Annotated in this window: 15 protein-coding genes and 1 tRNA gene; 7 read left to right on the forward strand and 9 right to left on the reverse strand. The window is 68.8% G+C overall.

Annotation, left to right across the window (positions count from 1 at the left end):
- Window positions 1-22 precede the first annotated feature (22 nt).
- The gene (locus tag AB0A65_RS23910; protein ID WP_359954564.1) at window positions 23-1,000 is read left to right on the forward strand and encodes a S16 family serine protease; all 978 of its coding nucleotides are present in this window, start codon (window positions 23-25) and stop codon (window positions 998-1,000) included.
- A 67-nt stretch (window positions 1,001-1,067) separates the two neighbouring features.
- Complete coding sequence (locus tag AB0A65_RS23915) at window positions 1,068-4,043, forward strand: UPF0182 family protein (RefSeq protein ID WP_359954566.1); 2,976 nt, start codon at window positions 1,068-1,070, stop codon at window positions 4,041-4,043.
- 57 nt (window positions 4,044-4,100) lie between these two features.
- On the opposite strand, the gene AB0A65_RS23920 is transcribed toward AB0A65_RS23915, so the two are convergent.
- Window positions 4,101-5,849: a protein kinase gene (locus AB0A65_RS23920; RefSeq protein ID WP_359954568.1), complete on the reverse strand. Its 1,749-nt coding sequence runs from the start codon at window positions 5,847-5,849 to the stop codon at window positions 4,101-4,103.
- Between the two features lie 178 nt (window positions 5,850-6,027).
- A complete protein-coding gene (locus tag AB0A65_RS23925; protein WP_359954569.1) occupies window positions 6,028-6,345 on the reverse strand; it encodes a hypothetical protein in 318 nt (105 codons plus the stop codon).
- A gap of 355 nt (window positions 6,346-6,700) precedes the next feature.
- On the opposite strand from AB0A65_RS23925, the gene AB0A65_RS23930 reads away from it, so the two are divergent.
- Window positions 6,701-7,579: a helix-turn-helix transcriptional regulator gene (locus tag AB0A65_RS23930; protein WP_359954571.1), complete on the forward strand. Its 879-nt coding sequence runs from the start codon at window positions 6,701-6,703 to the stop codon at window positions 7,577-7,579.
- Between the two features lie 55 nt (window positions 7,580-7,634).
- Here AB0A65_RS23930 and AB0A65_RS23935 read toward each other — a convergent pair whose 3' ends face one another.
- Window positions 7,635-7,808: a DUF397 domain-containing protein gene (locus AB0A65_RS23935; protein WP_359954573.1), complete on the reverse strand. Its 174-nt coding sequence runs from the start codon at window positions 7,806-7,808 to the stop codon at window positions 7,635-7,637.
- Between the two features lie 448 nt (window positions 7,809-8,256).
- Here AB0A65_RS23935 and AB0A65_RS23940 point away from each other — a divergent pair, with 448 nt between their 5' ends.
- Window positions 8,257-8,730 carry a hypothetical protein gene (locus tag AB0A65_RS23940; RefSeq protein ID WP_359954575.1) on the forward strand — a complete coding sequence of 158 codons (474 nt, stop codon included), beginning with the start codon at window positions 8,257-8,259 and terminating at the stop codon, window positions 8,728-8,730.
- 61 nt (window positions 8,731-8,791) lie between these two features.
- On the opposite strand, the gene AB0A65_RS23945 is transcribed toward AB0A65_RS23940, so the two are convergent.
- Entirely contained in the window at window positions 8,792-9,178 is a 387-nt protein-coding gene (locus tag AB0A65_RS23945) for a phage holin family protein (RefSeq protein WP_359954577.1), read from the reverse strand.
- A 196-nt stretch (window positions 9,179-9,374) separates the two neighbouring features.
- Between AB0A65_RS23945 and pstB the strand changes: the two genes are divergently transcribed.
- Window positions 9,375-10,262: a phosphate ABC transporter ATP-binding protein PstB gene (gene pstB, locus AB0A65_RS23950; RefSeq protein WP_359954579.1), complete on the forward strand. Its 888-nt coding sequence runs from the start codon at window positions 9,375-9,377 to the stop codon at window positions 10,260-10,262.
- A 74-nt stretch (window positions 10,263-10,336) separates the two neighbouring features.
- Here pstB and pstA read toward each other — a convergent pair whose 3' ends face one another.
- From pstA to phoU, 4 genes are all read right to left on the reverse strand, one after another.
- Window positions 10,337-11,233 carry a phosphate ABC transporter permease PstA gene (gene pstA / locus AB0A65_RS23955; RefSeq protein WP_359954581.1) on the reverse strand — a complete coding sequence of 299 codons (897 nt, stop codon included), beginning with the start codon at window positions 11,231-11,233 and terminating at the stop codon, window positions 10,337-10,339.
- A complete protein-coding gene (pstC, locus tag AB0A65_RS23960) occupies window positions 11,230-12,213 on the reverse strand; it encodes a phosphate ABC transporter permease subunit PstC (protein WP_359954583.1) in 984 nt (327 codons plus the stop codon). The genes pstA and pstC overlap by 4 nt, the downstream gene beginning before the upstream one ends.
- Before the next feature lie 81 nt (window positions 12,214-12,294).
- Window positions 12,295-13,350, reverse strand: a complete 1,056-nt coding sequence (gene pstS / locus AB0A65_RS23965) for a phosphate ABC transporter substrate-binding protein PstS (protein ID WP_359954584.1) — start codon at window positions 13,348-13,350, stop codon at window positions 12,295-12,297.
- Window positions 13,351-13,567: 217 nt separating this feature from the next.
- The gene (gene phoU, locus AB0A65_RS23970) at window positions 13,568-14,215 is read right to left on the reverse strand and encodes a phosphate signaling complex protein PhoU (protein ID WP_359954586.1); all 648 of its coding nucleotides are present in this window, start codon (window positions 14,213-14,215) and stop codon (window positions 13,568-13,570) included.
- Between the two features lie 181 nt (window positions 14,216-14,396).
- Between phoU and AB0A65_RS23975 the strand changes: the two genes are divergently transcribed.
- On the forward strand, window positions 14,397-15,128 hold the full coding sequence (locus AB0A65_RS23975) for a hypothetical protein (RefSeq protein WP_359954588.1): 732 nt from the start codon (window positions 14,397-14,399) through the stop codon (window positions 15,126-15,128).
- A gap of 106 nt (window positions 15,129-15,234) precedes the next feature.
- On the opposite strand, the gene AB0A65_RS23980 is transcribed toward AB0A65_RS23975, so the two are convergent.
- A tRNA-Lys gene (locus AB0A65_RS23980) sits at window positions 15,235-15,310 on the reverse strand.
- 114 nt (window positions 15,311-15,424) lie between these two features.
- Between AB0A65_RS23980 and obgE the strand changes: the two genes are divergently transcribed.
- Window positions 15,425-16,888 (forward strand): GTPase ObgE, encoded by a 1,464-nt coding sequence (gene obgE, locus AB0A65_RS23985; protein WP_359954590.1) that lies wholly within the window; start codon window positions 15,425-15,427, stop codon window positions 16,886-16,888.
- Window positions 16,889-17,313 lie beyond the last annotated feature (425 nt).

Raw genomic sequence — 17,313 nt, forward strand, 5'->3', positions numbered from 1 at the left:
TTGCGCATGTAGGCTTCCCCGCATGCGAAGGCGTGGAATCACCGTCCTGTTGGGCGCCGTACTCGTGGCGCTGCTGACATGGCAGGCGCTCTCGATGGACGTCGCCTACGTGGTGTTCAGCCCCGGCCCCACCGAGGACGTCCTCGGCTCCGAGGAGATCGAAGGCGTCGACCACCCCATCATCACCGCGTCGACCGAGTACCCCTCGGAGGGGCAGCTGCGCCTCACCACCGTGCGCGTGAAGCAGTCCGTGACGCTCGCGCAGGCGCTGCGCTACTGGGTGTCCAATGAGAACCAGTACGCGATCATCCCGCGCGACCTGATCTACCCGCCCGGCGAGTCCGAGGAGGAGATCGCCGAGGAGCAGGAGGCCGACTGGGTCGAGTCCCAGTCCAACGCCGAGCAGGCGGCCCTCGCGCACCTCGGCGAGCCCGCCGTCATCTCCGTCGTGGCCGACTCCGCGGGCCTCCTCGAAGGGGACGTCGTCACCGCGGTCGACGGCACCGCCGTCACCTCCCTGACGGCCCTGGCCGATTACGCCGACAGCGAAACCACGGTGACGGTGACGCGCGGCGGCGCCGCGCTCGACGTGCCCGGCGTGGTCCTCGGCGAGGCCGACCTCCAGTCCGTCCACGACGACCCGTACGGCATCGAGATCGACACCGAGGCCCTCGACATCGGCGGCCCCTCCGCGGGCCTGATCTTCGCGCTCGGCATCGTCGACCGGGTCACCGAGGGCGACCTCACCGACGGCATGGTCGTCGCCGGGACCGGCGAGATCGATCCAGAAGGGAACGTCGGCGGCATCGGCGGCATCCAGCAGAAGATCGCCGGAGCCTCCGCCGCGGGGGCCGAGGTCTTCCTCGCCCCGGCTTCGAACTGTTCGGACGCCGTCACCGGAGCCCCCGAGGACATGACTATTGTCAGAGTCGAGACGCTCGAAGACGCGGTCTCGGCGCTCGAAGCCCTAGCGGCCGGCGGGGAAGTCACGACCTGCTGACCCCACCCGTGCCGCCAGACCCTAAGGAGTTGCATCAGTGGCGAACCGGACGCCCACCCCACCACGGATGAGCCGACGAGGACGCTACGTCCTGATACTCCTCGTGGGCGCGATTGTCCTGCTCTCGGTCCTCGGATGGCTCGTCAGCCTCCGCACCGACTACCTCTGGTACGACTCGGTCGGGTACACCACGGTGTTCTCGACGATGATGTGGACGCGCCTGGCGATGTTCGGCGCCTTCACACTCGCGATGGCCGCCTGGTGCGGCCTCAACCTCTACCTCGCCTACCGCTTCCGGCCCGACACGTGGCCCGCGACGAGCGAGCAGGAGGGCCTGGAGCGGTACCGCGAGCTCATCTCCCCGAAGGCGGGCTGGTGGATCGGCGGCGTCGCGATCGTCGTCGGCGTCTTCGCGGGCATGTCCGCGCAGAGCCGCTGGGAGACCTGGCTGCTGTTCCGCGAGGGCGGGCAGTTCGCGTGGACCGACCCGGTCCTGGACATGAACGCCGGCTTCTACGTGTTCCGGCTCCCGTTCTGGCAGTTCCTCATCGGCTTCGGCTTCGCCGCGGTCGTCGTCGGCATCCTCGCCTCCCTGAGCGCCTACTATCTCTACGGCGCGCTGCGCTTCTCCGGCCAGGGCGACCGCATGACCAACGTCGCGCGGATCCACCTGTCGGTCCTCGTCGCGCTCTTCCTGGGGCTCAAGGCCGTCGCGTACTACTTCGACCGCTTCGACTTCACCACCCAGGAGAACCCGGTCACCGACATCGTCGGCGGCGGGTACACCGAGATGACCGCCCTCATGAACGCCAAGAACGCGCTCATCTGGGTCTCCGTGATCGCCGCGATCGTCATCCTGATCTTCTCGTGGGGCTTCACCCGCTCGCTCGCGCTGCCCGCCGCGGCCCTCGGCCTCGTCGTCGTCACCGCGATCGCCGCGGGCGGCATCTACCCGGCCGTGGTCCGCAACTTCCAGGTCGAGCCGAACCGCCCCCAGCGCGAGGGCGAGTACGCCCAGCACACGATGGACGGCACCAGGTTCGCGTACGGCATGGAGGACCTCGACACCATCACGTACGGCGTCGCCTCGCAGCCGAACGCCACCGCGATGTCCGAGGACCAGTCCACGGTCCCGTTCGTGCGGCTCATCGACCCGTTCGTCGTCTCCGACGCGTTCACCCAGGCGCAGCAGCCGCGCAGCTTCTACGACTTCAACGAGAAGCTCGACATCGACCGCTACACCTACACCGAGGAGGACGGCACCGAGGTCACGCAGGACTTCGTCGTCGGCCTCCGCGAACTGAACCCGGGCCAGCTGACCGACGAGCAGCAGGACTGGACCGTCGCCCACACCGTGTACACGCACGGCTGGGGCTTCGTGTCCGCGTCGACCACCGAGAGCGACAACGGCGCCCCCTGCTTCACCTCGGGCGTGCTCTCCGACGACCCGGGCAACTGCCAGATCGGCAACGACATCATCGACGTCGAGAAGCCGCAGATCTACTACGGCCTCCTCAACAACGAGTACGCGATCGTCGGCGTCCCCGAGGGCGACACGCCCCGCGAGTACGACCGGCCCACGGACGTCGCCGTCAGCGACGAGGACTCCGACGAGGACCCGGCCGAGGAGATCGGCGACGACCGCTACACCACCTACGAGGGCGAGGGCGGCGTCGAGGTCGGCTCGGTCGCGCGTCGACTGCTGTACGCGTGGGAGTTCCAGGAGCCGCGCTTCCTGCTCTCCGACCAGATCAACGACGAGTCGCAGCTGCTCTACAACCGCAACGTGCGCGAGCGCGTCCAGATGGTCGCCCCGTTCCTGACCGTCGAGGCCGACCCGTACCCGGCGGTCGTGGACGGCGAGATCGTGTGGATCGTCGACGGCTACACGACCACCAACGAGTTCCCGTACTCCGACCGGGTCAACCTCGCCGACGCGACGAACGACACCTACTCGGGCCAGGGCGTCGCCAACCAGGCGTCCGAGGAGATCAACTACATCCGCTCCTCGGTGAAGGCCGTCGTGAACGCCTACGACGGCTCGGTGAAGCTGTACGAGTTCGACGAGGAGGACCCGATCCTCCAGGCGTGGAACGCGATCTACGGCGGCGACCTGATCATCCCGAAGGAGGAGACCCCCGAGGCCCTCGTGGACCACTTCCGGTACCCGCAGGACATGTTCAAGATCCAGCGGAGCCTCCTCCAGCGGTACCACGTGGACGAGTCCCGGACCTTCATCGAGGGCGGCGAGGCGTGGGCGACCACGAACGACCCGTCCCAGGCCCAGTCGGTCACCCAGCCCGCCTACTACGTGTACGCGACCTACCCGGAGCAGGAGCAGCCGTACTTCCAGCTGACCAGCACCTTCACCCCGAGGAACCGGGAGAACGCGCTCGCGTCGCTCATGTCGGGCTACTACGACGAGAACGGCGATCCGAGGCTCACGGTCTACGACGTCGTCGGCGGCGACGACCAGTCCGTCAGACAGATACACCAGATCATCACCTCCACACCGGAAGTGGTGACGACGCTCCGCGACGCCACCCAGGCGGGCACCACGGTGGAGTGGGGCAACCTGCTCGCGCTGCCCGTCGGCGACGGCATCCTCTACCTCGAACCGATGTACCTGCGCAGACAGGCCGGCGGCCAGGGCGAGGACCTGCCCCGGCTGACGAACGTCGCGATCAGCTACGGCGGCTACGTCGGCTTCGCGCCGACGTTCGAGGAGGCCGTGGCGATGGTGGTCGAGAAGTACGTCTCCGGGGCTCCGAGCGAGGCCGAGCAGACGGAGGGCGAGGACGGCGGCGAGTCCCCGTCCGAGACGCCCTCGGAGACGCCGACCACCGAGGCCCCGACGACCGAGGCGCCCGGGACCACCGAACCGCCTGAAGTGGAGGCCGCGATCGAGAGCGTCCTCACCGCGCAGCAGGCGTACGAGGAGGCCCAGGCATCGGGCACGAACGAGGAGGAGGGCCGCGCCCTCGACGCGCTCCTCGCCGCGCTCGACCAGCTCGAAGCCGCCCGCGCCGCCGCGGGGGAGTAAGCAGCACAAGGGGAAGCGCCCGGAGCCGATCGGCTCCGGGCGCTTCCCCGTCTTCGCTTACTGCCCTTCGCCCCCGGGCCCGGGGGTCTCCTCGGACTCGCTCTTGCACGCCTCGGCGTCGGCGGCCCGGCGCACCGTGATCTGCACGGTCGCGCCCTGGTCGGCCTCGCTGCCGCCGCCGGGGGACTGGCGCACGACGCTGCACTTCGCGTCGCCCTCGCCCTCGTACTCGACCGCCGGGGTCAGCCCCGACTCCTCGATGCGCGAGCGCGCGTCGGCCTCGGACTGGCCGACCACGCCGGGCACGGTGGCCTTCGCGGGCGGCGCGGGGGAGGAGCTGCTCTCGGTGGGGCTCGCCGACCCGGACGGGTTCAGCGACGGACCCGGCGAGACGGGCGCGGACGGGTCGGTGTCGCCTGTGGCGGAAGCGGAGTCGCTCGGGTCGGGCGTGGTCGCGCCCTCCTCGTCGCCCTCGTCGTCCACCCAGTAGCCGTCGTCGCCGTTCTGGCCCTGCACGTCGCTGTCCGAGGTCCCGGACCGGTTCACCAGCGGGCCGTCGCCCCCGTCGTCGTCGCCCCACGGCAGGGTCGTGGCGAGCGCGCTCACCGCGGCGATCCCCGCGAGGGTCCCGGCGAGCGAGATCCACAGGCCGCGGCGTCGCGGCCGCTCCTTGGGCTGCTCCTGCGGAGGCGGGACGAGCCCGGTCGGCGGCGTGGTGACGCGGTGCGAGCCGGTGACCGGCGGCAGCGAGTGGCCGTCGGTGCGGTACACGGCGTGCTGCCCGGTCCCCGCGGGGCGCCGGTGCGCGCCCGTGCCCGGCCCGGTCGGCGGCGACTGCACCTGCGGCGATTGGACCTGCGGTGACTGCACCTGCGGCGCAGGCGAATGCGCGGGGGACGGCTCGTTCACGTCCCGCTGGTCCATGACCCGGGTCCGCGCGGGCGCGTTGCGCCGCTGCGTCAGGAGCGCGGTCCGCACCTCCCGGCACGCCGTCGCGAGCGCGGCCGCGTCGGGCCAGCGCGTGGACGGGTCCTTCTGGAGCGAGCGCCGCACGATCTCGGTGACCTCGTACGGCACCTCGGCGGGCAGCGGCGGCGGGGCGTTGCGCAGGTGCGCCGAGAGCACCCCGAGCGGGGTGTCGGCGCGGAACGGCGGGGCCCCGGCGAGGCACTGGTGGGCGACGACGCCCAGCGAGTACAGGTCCGATGCGGGCGTGAGGTTCTCCCCGGCGGCCTGCTCGGGGGACATGTACGTGACGGTGCCGAGCACCACCCCGGTAGTGGTGAGCGTGAGGTTGTGGTTCGCGCGGGCGATCCCGAAGTCCACCAGGACGACCGAGCCGTCGCCGCGGACGAGGATGTTGCCGGGCTTGATGTCGCGGTGGACGATCCCGGCGGCGTGCGCGACCTGGAGCGCCTCGGCGACGCCGCCGACGACCTGGAGGGTCTCGGCGGTGCCGAGCTTGCCCCAGAGGCCGAGGAGCCGCGAGAGCGGCTTCCCGTCGACGAACTCCATGATGAGGTAGGCGAGCTGGGCGTCCTCGTCCTCGATCTCGCCGTAGTCGTAGACCTCGACGACGCCCGGTCCCTGCATGACGGCGATGGCGCGGGCCTCGCGGCGGAACCGCTCGCGGAAGCCGCGGTCGTCGACCAGGTCGGCGAGGAGCACCTTCACGGCGACGGTGCGCCACAGGATCGTGTCGGTGCCTTCCCAGACGTCGCCCATGCCGCCGCCGCCGACGCGGCGTTCGAGCCGGTAGCGCCCGTCCAGGACATCGCCGGCCTTGAGGTTGCGCGTGCTCAGCATCGGGCGGGTTTCCCCTTCTCGGCGAAGCCCTGCCAAGTGCTCCACCTTGAGTCGGATATCTCTCCCGGGTCTAACGACCGGAGGCCGCTGAGGCTACGCGCTGGATCGGGCGATCTTCGGAACCGTCGCGTTTCCGGGGGAGGGCCGCCGCGGCGCCGCTGCCGTGCGGCGCCGCCGGTCAGTGCTCGGTGAGTCCGGTGAGCGCGAGGGGCCGGGACGGGGCGCTCACGCCGGCCCCGTCGTCAGCGGCCGGGGCCTGCGCGGGGGCGTCGGACTGGTGCACGGCCTGGCCGAGCTGGCCGTCCCAGCACGCCCACGAGTGGCACGGCCAGGACTGGCCGCAGTGCGCGCACACGGGGTGCTTCGCGCCCTGCTGGTCGAGGGCGGGCGTGTGGCGCTTCCACCAGCGCGCCTGGACGCGCCAGAGGCTCGGCACCAGCACTTCGCTGGGCGGCTCGTCCGGCGGCGGATTGTCGAGTGTGTACGGACTGCGCAACGCAGGCTGCCTTTCAGGTCTTCGTAACGGACTGGATCCCTTGTGGCCCTGCGTGATCGGGCCCAGGAACCGCAGTGTGCCCTGGTCGTCGCCGAGGTGCGGTGTCGAATCGGTACAGTCGGGGGAGGCGGGTAGCCCCTCCGTACAGTAGAATTGCACATGCAGATTTTGGATGCAAGAGGTATAACCGGATCGGGTGGCGATTCCTCCTCCCGACAGGCGCGACCGGACGAGCGGCCAGAAGTCCTCCCCAACCGGTGCGTCCTCACCGAATCCGGAGAGATCAGGGTGTCAAATGGGAACATCGAACGACAACGCTGACAGCGATCTGCCGAAGAAGTTGGGAGGCAAGGCGATGCCTTCGAGCGGCAGCCCCACCGTCCGTCGCCGCCGGGCCGGGAGGATCCTGCGGGACCTGCGCGAGAAGTCCGGGAAGGGCGCCGACGCCGCCGCGGCGGCCCTGGAGGTCACCAGCTCCACGATCTACCGGATGGAGCTCGGCCGCGTCGGGATCAAGCCCCGCGACGTCCAGGCCCTCGTCGAGGTCTACGGCGTCGAGGACGCCGAGCTCGTCGACGAGCTGGTGCGCCTGGCCCGCGACGGCCGCAAGCGCGGCTGGTGGGCCCGCTACTCCGACACCATCTCCCCGCCGTACGCGACCTATGTGGGCCTCGAACAGGACGCCTCCAGCCTGAACGTCTACGACGGCCTCATCATCAACGGCCTCCTCCAGACCCGCGAGTACGCCCGGCACACGTTCAGCATGGTCCCTGAACGCTCCCTGCGGTACATGGACCAGCGGATCGACCTGCGCATGGAGCGCCAGCAGCGGCTGCGCGGGGACCTGAAGATCTGGAACGTCATCGACGAGGCGGCGATCCGCCGCGTCCTGGGCGGCCCCAAGGTCATGATCGACCAGCTCCAGAACCTCCTGGAGCTCGGCTCGCTCCCGAACGTGCACCTCCAGGTGCTGCCCTTCGAGGGCGGGGCCTACCCGGGGATGCTGTCCTCGTTCACGATCCTCGGCTTCGGGGAGCTCGACGGCGAGGTCGACCCCGGCTACCGCCACCCCGACGTGGTCTACATCGAGGGCCACAACGGCGACGTCTACGAGGAGGGCGAGGACGTGGAGCCGTTCCACGAGATCTTCGGCTTCCTCCGCTCGGCCGCGCTCGACCCCGGCCGCAGCCTGGAGTTCATCGAGCGCCAGGCCCACCACCTGAAGTCGCTCTGACGGCCGATGCGAGGGGGCGGCCACCGCGATAGGCGGTCGCCCCCTCGCTCCGTCCCTACCTGCCGGATGTCCGCAGCAGCGAGGCCCAATCGGCCCGACCAGCGCGCAGGACCGGGCTCACCGTCAGCTTGGTGTCCCTGATCTCCACGCCCTCATCGCCGAGCCTGGCCTCAACGCAGGCGCCGTTCGGGCCTGACCTGCTGCTCTTCCTCCATGTGTGGGTCAACATGGATCTCCTCCTTCCAAGGAGCCTTTCGAGTCCCCAGGACGGCTCTTACCATAGCCGCCGCATGGCAAGCGAAACGTCGACTATCCGTCACTATCAGGTTTTGGACAGTGGCGTGTCGGCGTTCCCTAAAGTGCTGCGCCGCATGCGGCCTCGGGGTTTTCCGCGAATCGTGCTCGCGGAAGTCGCGAGCGGCTTTCACTCCAACGGGTCGGACGGACGGCACGTTCGAGTACTCATCGCGACATGCGCATGCCTGCATGCGTACTGCGGACGCGGGCTCGCGGGTTGGCCGGACCCCCTCCTGGGCAACCCCCGATCAGATCACGGTTCCGCGGCTTTTTCCCGAGAATTCACGGAATCGCCGAACCAGGGGGACTTTCACAATTGCAGGGCCCGAATGGAATAATATTCAGACCGACATCGACAACACTGGTCACGGGGGGTGACGATGAAAGACGCCATTGAAACCTCTACCATCGCGTTCGCCGCAATCGTCGCGATCGTCCTCATCTTCGCCGCGGTCCTCGGACTGCGCTCCTTCATCGAAGGCAGGCGCCGCCGAAAAGCCCGGGCCAAGACCGACGCGGAAGCCTGGACCGAGCTCCTGGGGAAGCAGCTCCAGATCGCTCCGGCCTCCGTCGGCGACACCGAGGCCGCAGCGGCACTGGACCGCGCCCGCAAGCTCCACTACGGCGCCGTACAGAAGCTGAAGACCGCGAAGAAGCGAAAGCAGTTCGAGCGCATCCGAACCTATGCGCTCGCCGGACTGCACAACTTGAACATCATGCGCCGCCGCCTCGGCAAGGCACCCGGACCGCAGGGCCCGATCCCGTTCAACGCGGGTGCGAACACCAAGGCGTCCAAGCGCGACGACAACATCCGCGACGTCGCGACCGGGCCGTCCACCGGACTGCCCTTCTAGGGACCGAGCAACGAAGGAAGGGGGCGGCCGACCGGCCGCCCCCTTCCCTCGTGTCGTCCTGCTACTCGACTTCCTGTCGCCGCGGGGTCAGCAGGTCCATGACCCACATCGCGATCCACACGATGATCGCGCCCCAGAACGCCGGCCAGAAGCCGTCCACGGTGAACCCGAGCGAGAGCTTCTCCGAGACCCAGCCGGTGAGCCAGAACATGAGCGCGTTGACGACCAGGCCGAACAGGCCCAGCGTCAGCACGTACAGCGCGCACCCGACCATCATCACGAGCGGCTTCACGAGTGAGTTCACCAGCGTGAAGATCAACGCCACCAACAGGAGCGAGACGAACTTCGCGCCCGTGGAGTCGCCGTACAGGGTGATACCGCCGACGATCGCCGTCGCCAGCCACAGGGCCAGCGCCGTGAGCACCAGCCGCACCAAGAATCTGAACATGGCGCCAAGTATCGCCGCCGCCACCCGCCGCCGTCCAGTTTCCGCCGATTCCAAGGGGAACGGAGGCGAGACCGACCCGGGCCCTCGCGTTCACCCCCGGTTCACCGGAGAGTGAATCCGCCGCTACTCCACCGGCCTATCCTCGGCGCAGCCCTGCTTGACATCCCGACCTGCGTCCAATGCAGAAGGAGCGATCATGAGCGACCCGGCACTGCCCGCGGCCCGCCCCACCGTCGACCCGCGGCGCCTCACCGCGGCCCCCCAGCCGGCGACCCAGCGGGCCCCCGGCGGCGGCGCCGACACCGCCACCGTCTTCGACATCGCGAACGTCGACGTCTTCTACGGCTCGTTCCACGCCGTCAAGGACGTCAACTTCACCGTCGCCAAGAACGAGATCACCGCGCTCATCGGCCCGTCCGGCTGCGGCAAGTCCACGCTGCTGCGCTCGCTCAACCGCATGAACGACCTCGTCCCCGGCGCCCGCGTCGCCGGCACCGTCGCCTACCGCGGCAAGAACATCTACGACCAGGGCGTCGACGCCGTCGAGGTGCGCCGCCGCATCGGCATGGTATTCCAGAAGGCCAACCCGTTCCCGAAGTCCATCTTCGACAACGTCGCGTACGGCCCCCGCATCCACGGCGTCAAGCGCTCCGAGCTCGCCGACATCGTCGAGGACTCCCTGAAGAAGGCCGCCCTCTGGGACGAGGTCAAGGACAAGCTCAAGCAGAGCGCCCTGGCCCTCTCCGGCGGGCAGCAGCAGCGCCTGTGCATCGCCCGCACGATCGCGCTTGCGCCCGAGGTCGTCCTCATGGACGAGCCCTGCTCGGCGCTCGACCCGATCGCGACGGCCCGCATCGAGGAGCTCATGGTCGACCTGGCCAAGCAGTTCACGATCGTCATCGTCACGCACAACATGCAGCAGGCCGCCCGCGTCTCCGACAAGACCGCGTTCTTCTCCACCGAGGTCAACGAGCTCAGCGACACCCGCACCGGCGTCCTCGTCGAGTTCGACGACACCCAGCGGATCTTCACCACCCCCTCGGACGAGCGCACCGAGAACTACGTGACCGGCCGCTTCGGCTAGACCCCCGGACACGAATGAAGGGCCCCGCCTCCCGGCGGGGCCCTCCGTCTTTGCGAGACCAGGTTCGCGGTGCGCTAGCGCTTGTCGATGGCGAAGCGCGCCGCGATGATCCGGGACAGGATGGTGAACACGAAGACGATGGCGATCAGGGTCAGGGCCGCGCCCCAGGCGCGCTCCTGCGAGGCGGCGAACGGCTGGCTCGCGTTGCGGAAGATCTGCGCCGCGAGCGTGGTGTTCTGGCCGTCGAACAGGTCGGGCTTGTAGATGTACGTCAGGCCCACCGTGACGATGATCGGCGCGGTCTCGCCCGCGGCGCGGGCGACGGCCAGGAGCGAGCCCGAGGTGATGCCCGACGAGGCCGCCGGGAGCACCACGCCGAGCGTCGTGCGCCACTTGCGCGCGCCCAGGCCCGACGACGCCTGCCGCAGCTCGTCGGGGACGAGCCGCAGCATCTCCTCGGTCGAGCGGATCACGATCGGCAGCATCAGGCACGCCAGGGCCAGGGCCCCGCCGAAGCCGGTCTTGTCGCCGATGACGATCACGTACCCGACGTAGATGAACAGGCCCATCATGATCGACGGGACGCCGGTCATGACGTCGGCCATGGTGCGGATGAACCGCGCCAGCGGCTTGTTCTTGCCGTACTCGTTCAGGTAGACCGCGCCGAGCACGCCGATCGGGATCGACAGCAGCGCGGCCATCCCGGTGATCGTGAGCGTGCCCAGGATCGCCGGGCCCATGCCCGGGCCCTCGGTGCGGTAGTTGCGCGGGATCTCGTCGATGAACCACGCCAGGCTCCACGCCGACGCGCCCTTCGAGACGACCTCCCACGCCACGAGCGCCAGCGGCAGGGCCGCGACGAGCACGCACAGCGCGATGAGGGTGGTGGCGGCCCGGTTCGCGAAGGCCCGCCGGAACGACAGGTTGCGGCCCGACAGGTCGGGCGGGGTCTGCCCTTGCAGGGTCGTCATGAGTGGGCACCCTTCATCTTGATCTCCGCGCGCCGGACCACGGTGCGGGCGAGGAAGTTGATCAGGACCGTGATCGCGAACAGCACGACGCCGATCCCGATGAGGGCCTCGGTGTGCATGCCGCTCGACTCGCCGAACTGCTGGGCGATGACCGCGGCCATGGTGTTGCCGGGCTCGAACAGGTTGGTGCCGATGGTCAGCGAACCGCCGATGACCAGGGCCACCGCGATCGTCTCGCCCATCGCCCGGCCCAGGCCGAGCATCGAGGCGCCCACGAGGCCGCCGAACGAGTGGGGGAGGATCGCGCCCTTGATCATCTCCCAGCGGGTCGCGCCCAGCGCGTACGCGCCCTGCTTGTCGATCTCGGGCACGGTCGCGAACACCTCCCGCGAGATCGAGGTGATGATCGGGATGCACATGACCGCGAGGATCAGGCCGGCCGTGAAGTAGTTGCGGCCGGTGTTCGTCTCGTCGAAGATCGCGTTCAGGCCCGGGATCGGGGCCATCAGCCCGGCCCACCACTGGTAGATCGGGGTGACCCACGGGATCAGGACGATGCTGCCGACCAGGCCGAAGACCACCGACGGGACGGTGGCGAGCAGGTCGACGATCGTGACGATGTACTTGCGGGAGCGCCGGTGCGCGACCTCCGTGATGAACAGCGCGATCCCGATCGACACCGGAACCGCGACGACCATCGCGATCACCGAGGTCACCAGGGTGCCGTACAGGAACGGGAGGGTCCCGAAGATCTCGTCGCCGGGGACCCAGTCGGTCCCGGTGAGGAACTCGATCGGGTCGTGCGCGATCGCGGGCCACGCCTGCACCGACGTGGTGACCAGGATCAGGCCCAGCACGATGAGCACGGTGAGGCCGGCGAAGGTCACCAGACCGGTGAAGCCCTTGTCGGTCCGGCGGGAGCGAGCCTCCCCGCCGAGGTCCACCTGCGGGGGCGATTCGGGGGATGCCGTAGTGGTCAAGAGAGTCTCTCCGTTTTCGTGAGCGGAGCGGCCGAAAACCCCAGCGGCGCTGCGGCCGTTGGGGTCATCGGTTCCGTGGTCCTAGGCAATCGTCTCGTTCAGGGCGTCGACGGCCTGCTGGCGCAGCGCGTCGGGGAGCGGGGCGAAGCTGTTGTCCTCGGCGATGTCCTGGCCGTCCGTGAGCAGGTAGTTCACGAACTCCTTGACGCCGGCGGCGACGTTCTCGTCCTCGTACTCGGTGTGGAGCAGGATGTACGTCGGCGCGACGATCGGGTAGGTCTCGGCGCCGGCCGCGTTCAGCGGGTTGTACGACAGGTCCTCGGCGACCTCGGCGCCCTCGAGGGCGGCGGTGGTGGCCTCCAGCGTCGGCTGGATGAAGGAGCCGTCGGCGTTCTCGATCGACGCGGTGACCAGGCCGGTCTCGGTCGCGTCCGCGAGGTCGACGTAGCCGATCGCACCCTCGGTCTGGGTGATGACGGTGGCGACACCGGTGTTCTTCTCGCCGCCGATGGAGCCCTCGGGCCAGGTGATCTCGTCACCCGCGCCGAGCGTCCACGCGTCGGTGGCCTCGTCGAGGAACTTGGTGAAGTTCGAGGTGGTGCCCGAGCCGTCCGAGCGGTGCGCGATCGTGATCGCGGTGTCGGGGAGCTCGACGCCCTCGTTGGTGGCGGCGATCGCCGGGTCGTTCCAGGTGGTGATCGCGCCCTGGAAGATGTTCGCCAGGGTCTCCTGGTCGATCTGGAGGCCGTCCACACCGGGCAGGTTGTAGGAGATCGTGATCGGGGCCGCCACGGTCGGGATGTACTGGAACGAGCCCTCCGCGGGTCCGTCGCCGTCCTTCACCAGGGAGTCGGAGCCCGCGAAGTCGTTCAGGCCCTCGCCGAACTCGGACTTGCCGGTGCCGGAGCCCACGGCGTTGTAGGTGACGATCAGTTCCGGGTTGACCTCGGCGTAAGCCTCGATCGCCGCCGCGTAGAAGGCGTCCGGGAAAGAAGCACCCGAGCCGGTGATCTCACCGGAGACGAGCTCGCCGTCGCCGGCCGCATCGTCGTCGCTGCCGCCGCCGCAGGCCGCCATGCTCATGGCCAGGGCACCCGCGGTGATCGTGCCGAAAATGGTCCGGCGGTTCAGTTTCATGTTCACAGCTGGTCTCTACTCCGTCTCCCGGTACGGGACCGGGTCGCTTATTCACTGTCCGCAGCCATCAAACCCAGAGCCGGTGTTCACCCGCTGACGTGTAGTTGAACTCAAGGTGAACGACTGAGCGCGATTCGCAACGGTGTCGTAGAAACCAAAAAAGCGGGCCTCTGACCTGGGACTTTAACCCGGTCTCAGCCCGCTCGTGACCAGACCGTTATGAACGGTCGAGGTGGACGTCCCCTGTGACGGCGTAGACCACCTGGTGCGAGATGCGCACCGCGTGGTCCCCGAACCGCTCGAAGAACCGCGCCAGCAGCGCCACGTCCCCCGCCGTCTGCGGCCCGTACCCCAGGCCCGGGAGCTGCGCGTGGATCCGCTCCTGGATCGCGTCCAGCTCGTCGTCGTCCAGACCCATCTGCGTCGCCTGCAAGTGGTCCTGCTCCTCCAGCACCACCACCAGCTTCTCCGCGACCCGCACCGCCGCCGCCCCCATCGCCGCGAAGTCCGGCCGCAGCGAATCCGGGACCACCGCCGCCGGCGTGCGCAGCAGCACCGACTTCGCCACGTGCTTCGCCAGGTCGCCCATCCGCTCCAGGTCCACCGAGATCCGCACCGCGCCCAGCACGAACCTGAGGTCCGACGCCACCGCGTCGTACTGCGTCATGAGCTCGATGATCCGGTCGTCCACGCGGAACTGGAGCGCGTTGACGTGCTGGTCCTCCGCCACGACCGCCTCGGCGGCCTCCGTGTCGCCCTCCAGGAGCGCGGCGCTGGCCCGCTCGATCGCGTCGGAGACGCGGCGGGCCATGTCGACGAGGAGCTCGTTGAGCTCGTCCAGGTGCTGGTGGAACGGGTTCTGCATGATCGGCCAATCGCGGTTCGGGAAGGGCTGACGCGAGCCGCGTCGCGGGCACTTCCGAGTCTAGAGGCCCGCTCCCGCGCCCGCACCGAGCGCGCCCCCGGCAAACGCCGGGCGAACCCCGTTGGACCCACGGCGTTACAGTGAGGGCGAAGCACGAACGATCCCCCAGGGAGTGGACCAGATGACCTACCCCTCGCAGCCGGGCTACCCGAGCCCCTACGGCCAGCAGCAGCCCCCGGGCCGCCAGCAGAACACGCTGTGGCTCATCGGCGGCACGGTCGTCATCGTGCTCGCCATCGTCTTCACGGTGATCCTCGTCGCCGTCCAGGGGAACAAGGACGACAACTCCGCGGACGGCGGCAACGAGACCACCGACGGCGGGAACGACGGCGGCGGCGACAACGGCGGGGACGACGGAGGCGACGACAGCGGGAGCCAGTCCGGCGTCGAGATGAACGCCGACGCGTGCGGCGCCTTCAGCCTCGACTCCTTCACCGAATCCTACGGTGCCGTCGACGAGGGCTCCACCTACAGCTCCGCGTCCTCCAGCGGCGGCGTCAGCTCCCTGACCTGCACGTTCTACAACGAGGACTTCACCTCGGTCACCATCTACGTCAGCGACTACGACAACGCGGGCGACGTCACCGACCGGGTCACCAGCGACGCCGACTACTACAACGAGGCCAACGGCTACACGTACTCCGAGTGGAGCGACTACGGCGACGCCGGCAGCCTCTACTCCTACGACTACGGCGACAGCGTCTCCTCGACCCTGCACGTCGCCCTCGGCAGCCTCGACGTCTCGATCTCCTCGACCCTCTACGACAACGAGAGCGTCACCACGGACGCGGCGCTGGCCACCATGGCCGACTTCGTCCAGCAGTGCGACTCGCTCTTCTCGGACTACACCTAGACACGAGAGAGGCCCGGCCGCCGGTGGGAATCCACCGGCGGCCGGGCCCTTGCTCTATCCCGTTCCGCACAAACCAAAAGAGGCCCTGTGACCAGGACCTCTTGTGTGGTGCGCCGCCAGGGACTCGAACCCCGAACCCGCTGATTAAGAGTCAGCTGCTCTGCCAGTTGAGCTAGCGGCGCTTGATGATTGAGTCGACATGGCGCTTTGCGCCGGTGTCCCTCGCACGAGGAGAAACTTTAGCATGTGCTTCGGCCTCCGTCTCCAGGGGTCCCCGGGGTGGCTACCCTTGAGCGGTGACAAGTTTCGTAGACCGCGTGAATCTCCAGGTCATTGCCGGTAAAGGTGGCAACGGCTGCGTGTCGGTCCACCGTGAGAAGTTCAAGCCGCTCGGCGGCCCCGACGGCGGCAACGGCGGCCACGGAGGTGATGTGGTCTTCGTCGTAGACCCCAACGTGCACACGCTGCTCGACTTCCACTTCCAGACCCGCCTCCAGGGCGGCAACGGCAAGCACGGCCAGGGCTCCAACCGCGACGGCGCAACGGGCGAGTCCATCAAGGTGTCCGTCCCCAACGGCACCGTCATCTACTCGGGCGGCGAGATCCTCGCGGACCTGACCGGTGACGGCACCGAGATGACCGTGGCCCAGGGCGGCCGCGGCGGCCGCGGCAACCGCGCCCTCGTCAGCTCCAAGAGGAAGGTCCCCGGCTTCGCCGAACTCGGCGAGCCCGGCGACGAGCTCGAAGTGGTGCTCGAACTCAAGAGCGTCGCCGACGTCGGCCTGGTCGGCTTCCCCTCCGCGGGGAAGTCCTCCCTCATCGCCGCGATGTCCGCCGCCCGGCCGAAGATCGCCGACTACCCCTTCACCACGCTCACGCCGAACCTCGGCGTCGTGTCCGCGGGGGAGACGACCTACACGATCGCCGACGTCCCGGGCCTCATCCCGGGCGCCGCCGCCGGCAAGGGCCTCGGCCTGGAGTTCCTGCGGCACATCGAGCGCTGCGCGGTCCTCGCCCACGTGGTCGACACCGCCAACCTCGAAAGCGACCGCGACCCGGTCTCCGACATCGACGCCCTGGAGCACGAGCTCGCCGAGTACGGCGGCCTCGCCGACCGGCCGCGCATCGTCGTCCTCAACAAGACCGACCTCGCCGACGGCCGCGAGCTCGCCGAGTACGTCCGCGGCGACCTTGAGAAGTACGGGTGGCCGGTGTACCTCGTCAGCGCCGTCAGCCGCGAGGGCCTGAAGGAGCTGAACTTCGCCTTCGCGAAGCTCGTGCAGGACTACCGCTCCGCGCAGCCCCCGGTCGAGGCGACCCGCACTGTCATCCGCCCGATGGCGATCGACGACTCCGGCTTCTCCATCAAGAAGGTCGTGCCGGCCTATGAAGGGGACGTCGAGTTCGTCGTCTCCGGTGCCAAGCCCGAGCGCTGGATCGGTCAGACCAGCTTCGAGAACGAAGAGGCGGTCGGCTACCTCGCGGACCGGCTCGCCAACCTCGGTGTCGAAGACGCCCTCGTGAAGCAGGGCGCCGTCCCGGGTTCGATCGTCCGCATCGCCGACCACGAGTTCGAGTGGCAGCCGACCGACCCGAACATCATCGCGACCGTCGGCCCCCGCGGCACCGACGCCCGCTTCGAGATCAGCGACCGCAAGGGCGCCGACGAGCGGCTCGCCGAACGCAAGGCGCGCCGCCCCGAGACGCTCGAACGGGTCGCCAAAGAGAAGGAATCCAGGGGCAAGAGCCGCCGCGGCTAAGCCCGATTGCGGACTGACCAGCGGAAACGTGGGGTTCGCAAGAGTGTGGCGCCGAGCACGCACCCCCCTTGCGAACCCCTGTCATCCGTCGCGTAAATTTGTCTTTGCCCGAGGGGGAAACGGACAGGAAAACCGAAAGGACCTGGACGAAGACCTAAAGGGCAAATCTCCGAATGAATCGATCGGGGGGCCAAAACGGCCCGAAAACCGGTCTGATAAGTTACTGGAGCCGCTCCGGTCGGAGAGGAACTTCCAAGAAGTTTCAAATCTGATTAGTGCGTGTTGTTTGAGAACTCAACAGGGTGTTTGGATGGTCAGCGTGTGGGCTGACTGGAGTCTTCTGGCCTAGGTGCTGGGGGGTTTCTGGTTGGTACTGTTTTTGACTGTCTTTTCCTTGGGGCACTTGCTTGGTGCCCTGTGAAAAT

The sequence above is a fragment of the Glycomyces sp. NPDC047010 genome (assembly GCF_040644205.1).
In the GTDB taxonomy this organism is placed as follows: Bacteria; Actinomycetota; Actinomycetes; order Mycobacteriales; family Micromonosporaceae; genus Glycomyces.

Coding starts and splice junctions, on each gene's coding strand:
- AB0A65_RS23910 (WP_359954564.1), top strand. CDS start 23: ATGCGAAGGCGTGGAATCACCGTCCTGTTGGGCGCCGTACTCGTGGCG.
- AB0A65_RS23915 (WP_359954566.1), top strand. CDS start 1,068: ATGAGCCGACGAGGACGCTACGTCCTGATACTCCTCGTGGGCGCGATT.
- AB0A65_RS23920 (WP_359954568.1), bottom strand. CDS start 5,849: ATGCTGAGCACGCGCAACCTCAAGGCCGGCGATGTCCTGGACGGGCGC.
- AB0A65_RS23930 (WP_359954571.1), top strand. CDS start 6,701: ATGCCTTCGAGCGGCAGCCCCACCGTCCGTCGCCGCCGGGCCGGGAGG.
- AB0A65_RS23935 (WP_359954573.1), bottom strand. CDS start 7,808: ATGTTGACCCACACATGGAGGAAGAGCAGCAGGTCAGGCCCGAACGGC.
- AB0A65_RS23940 (WP_359954575.1), top strand. CDS start 8,257: ATGAAAGACGCCATTGAAACCTCTACCATCGCGTTCGCCGCAATCGTC.
- AB0A65_RS23945 (WP_359954577.1), bottom strand. CDS start 9,178: ATGTTCAGATTCTTGGTGCGGCTGGTGCTCACGGCGCTGGCCCTGTGG.
- pstB (WP_359954579.1), top strand. CDS start 9,375: ATGAGCGACCCGGCACTGCCCGCGGCCCGCCCCACCGTCGACCCGCGG.
- pstA (WP_359954581.1), bottom strand. CDS start 11,233: ATGACGACCCTGCAAGGGCAGACCCCGCCCGACCTGTCGGGCCGCAAC.
- pstS (WP_359954584.1), bottom strand. CDS start 13,350: ATGAAACTGAACCGCCGGACCATTTTCGGCACGATCACCGCGGGTGCC.
- phoU (WP_359954586.1), bottom strand. CDS start 14,215: ATGCAGAACCCGTTCCACCAGCACCTGGACGAGCTCAACGAGCTCCTC.
- AB0A65_RS23975 (WP_359954588.1), top strand. CDS start 14,397: ATGACCTACCCCTCGCAGCCGGGCTACCCGAGCCCCTACGGCCAGCAG.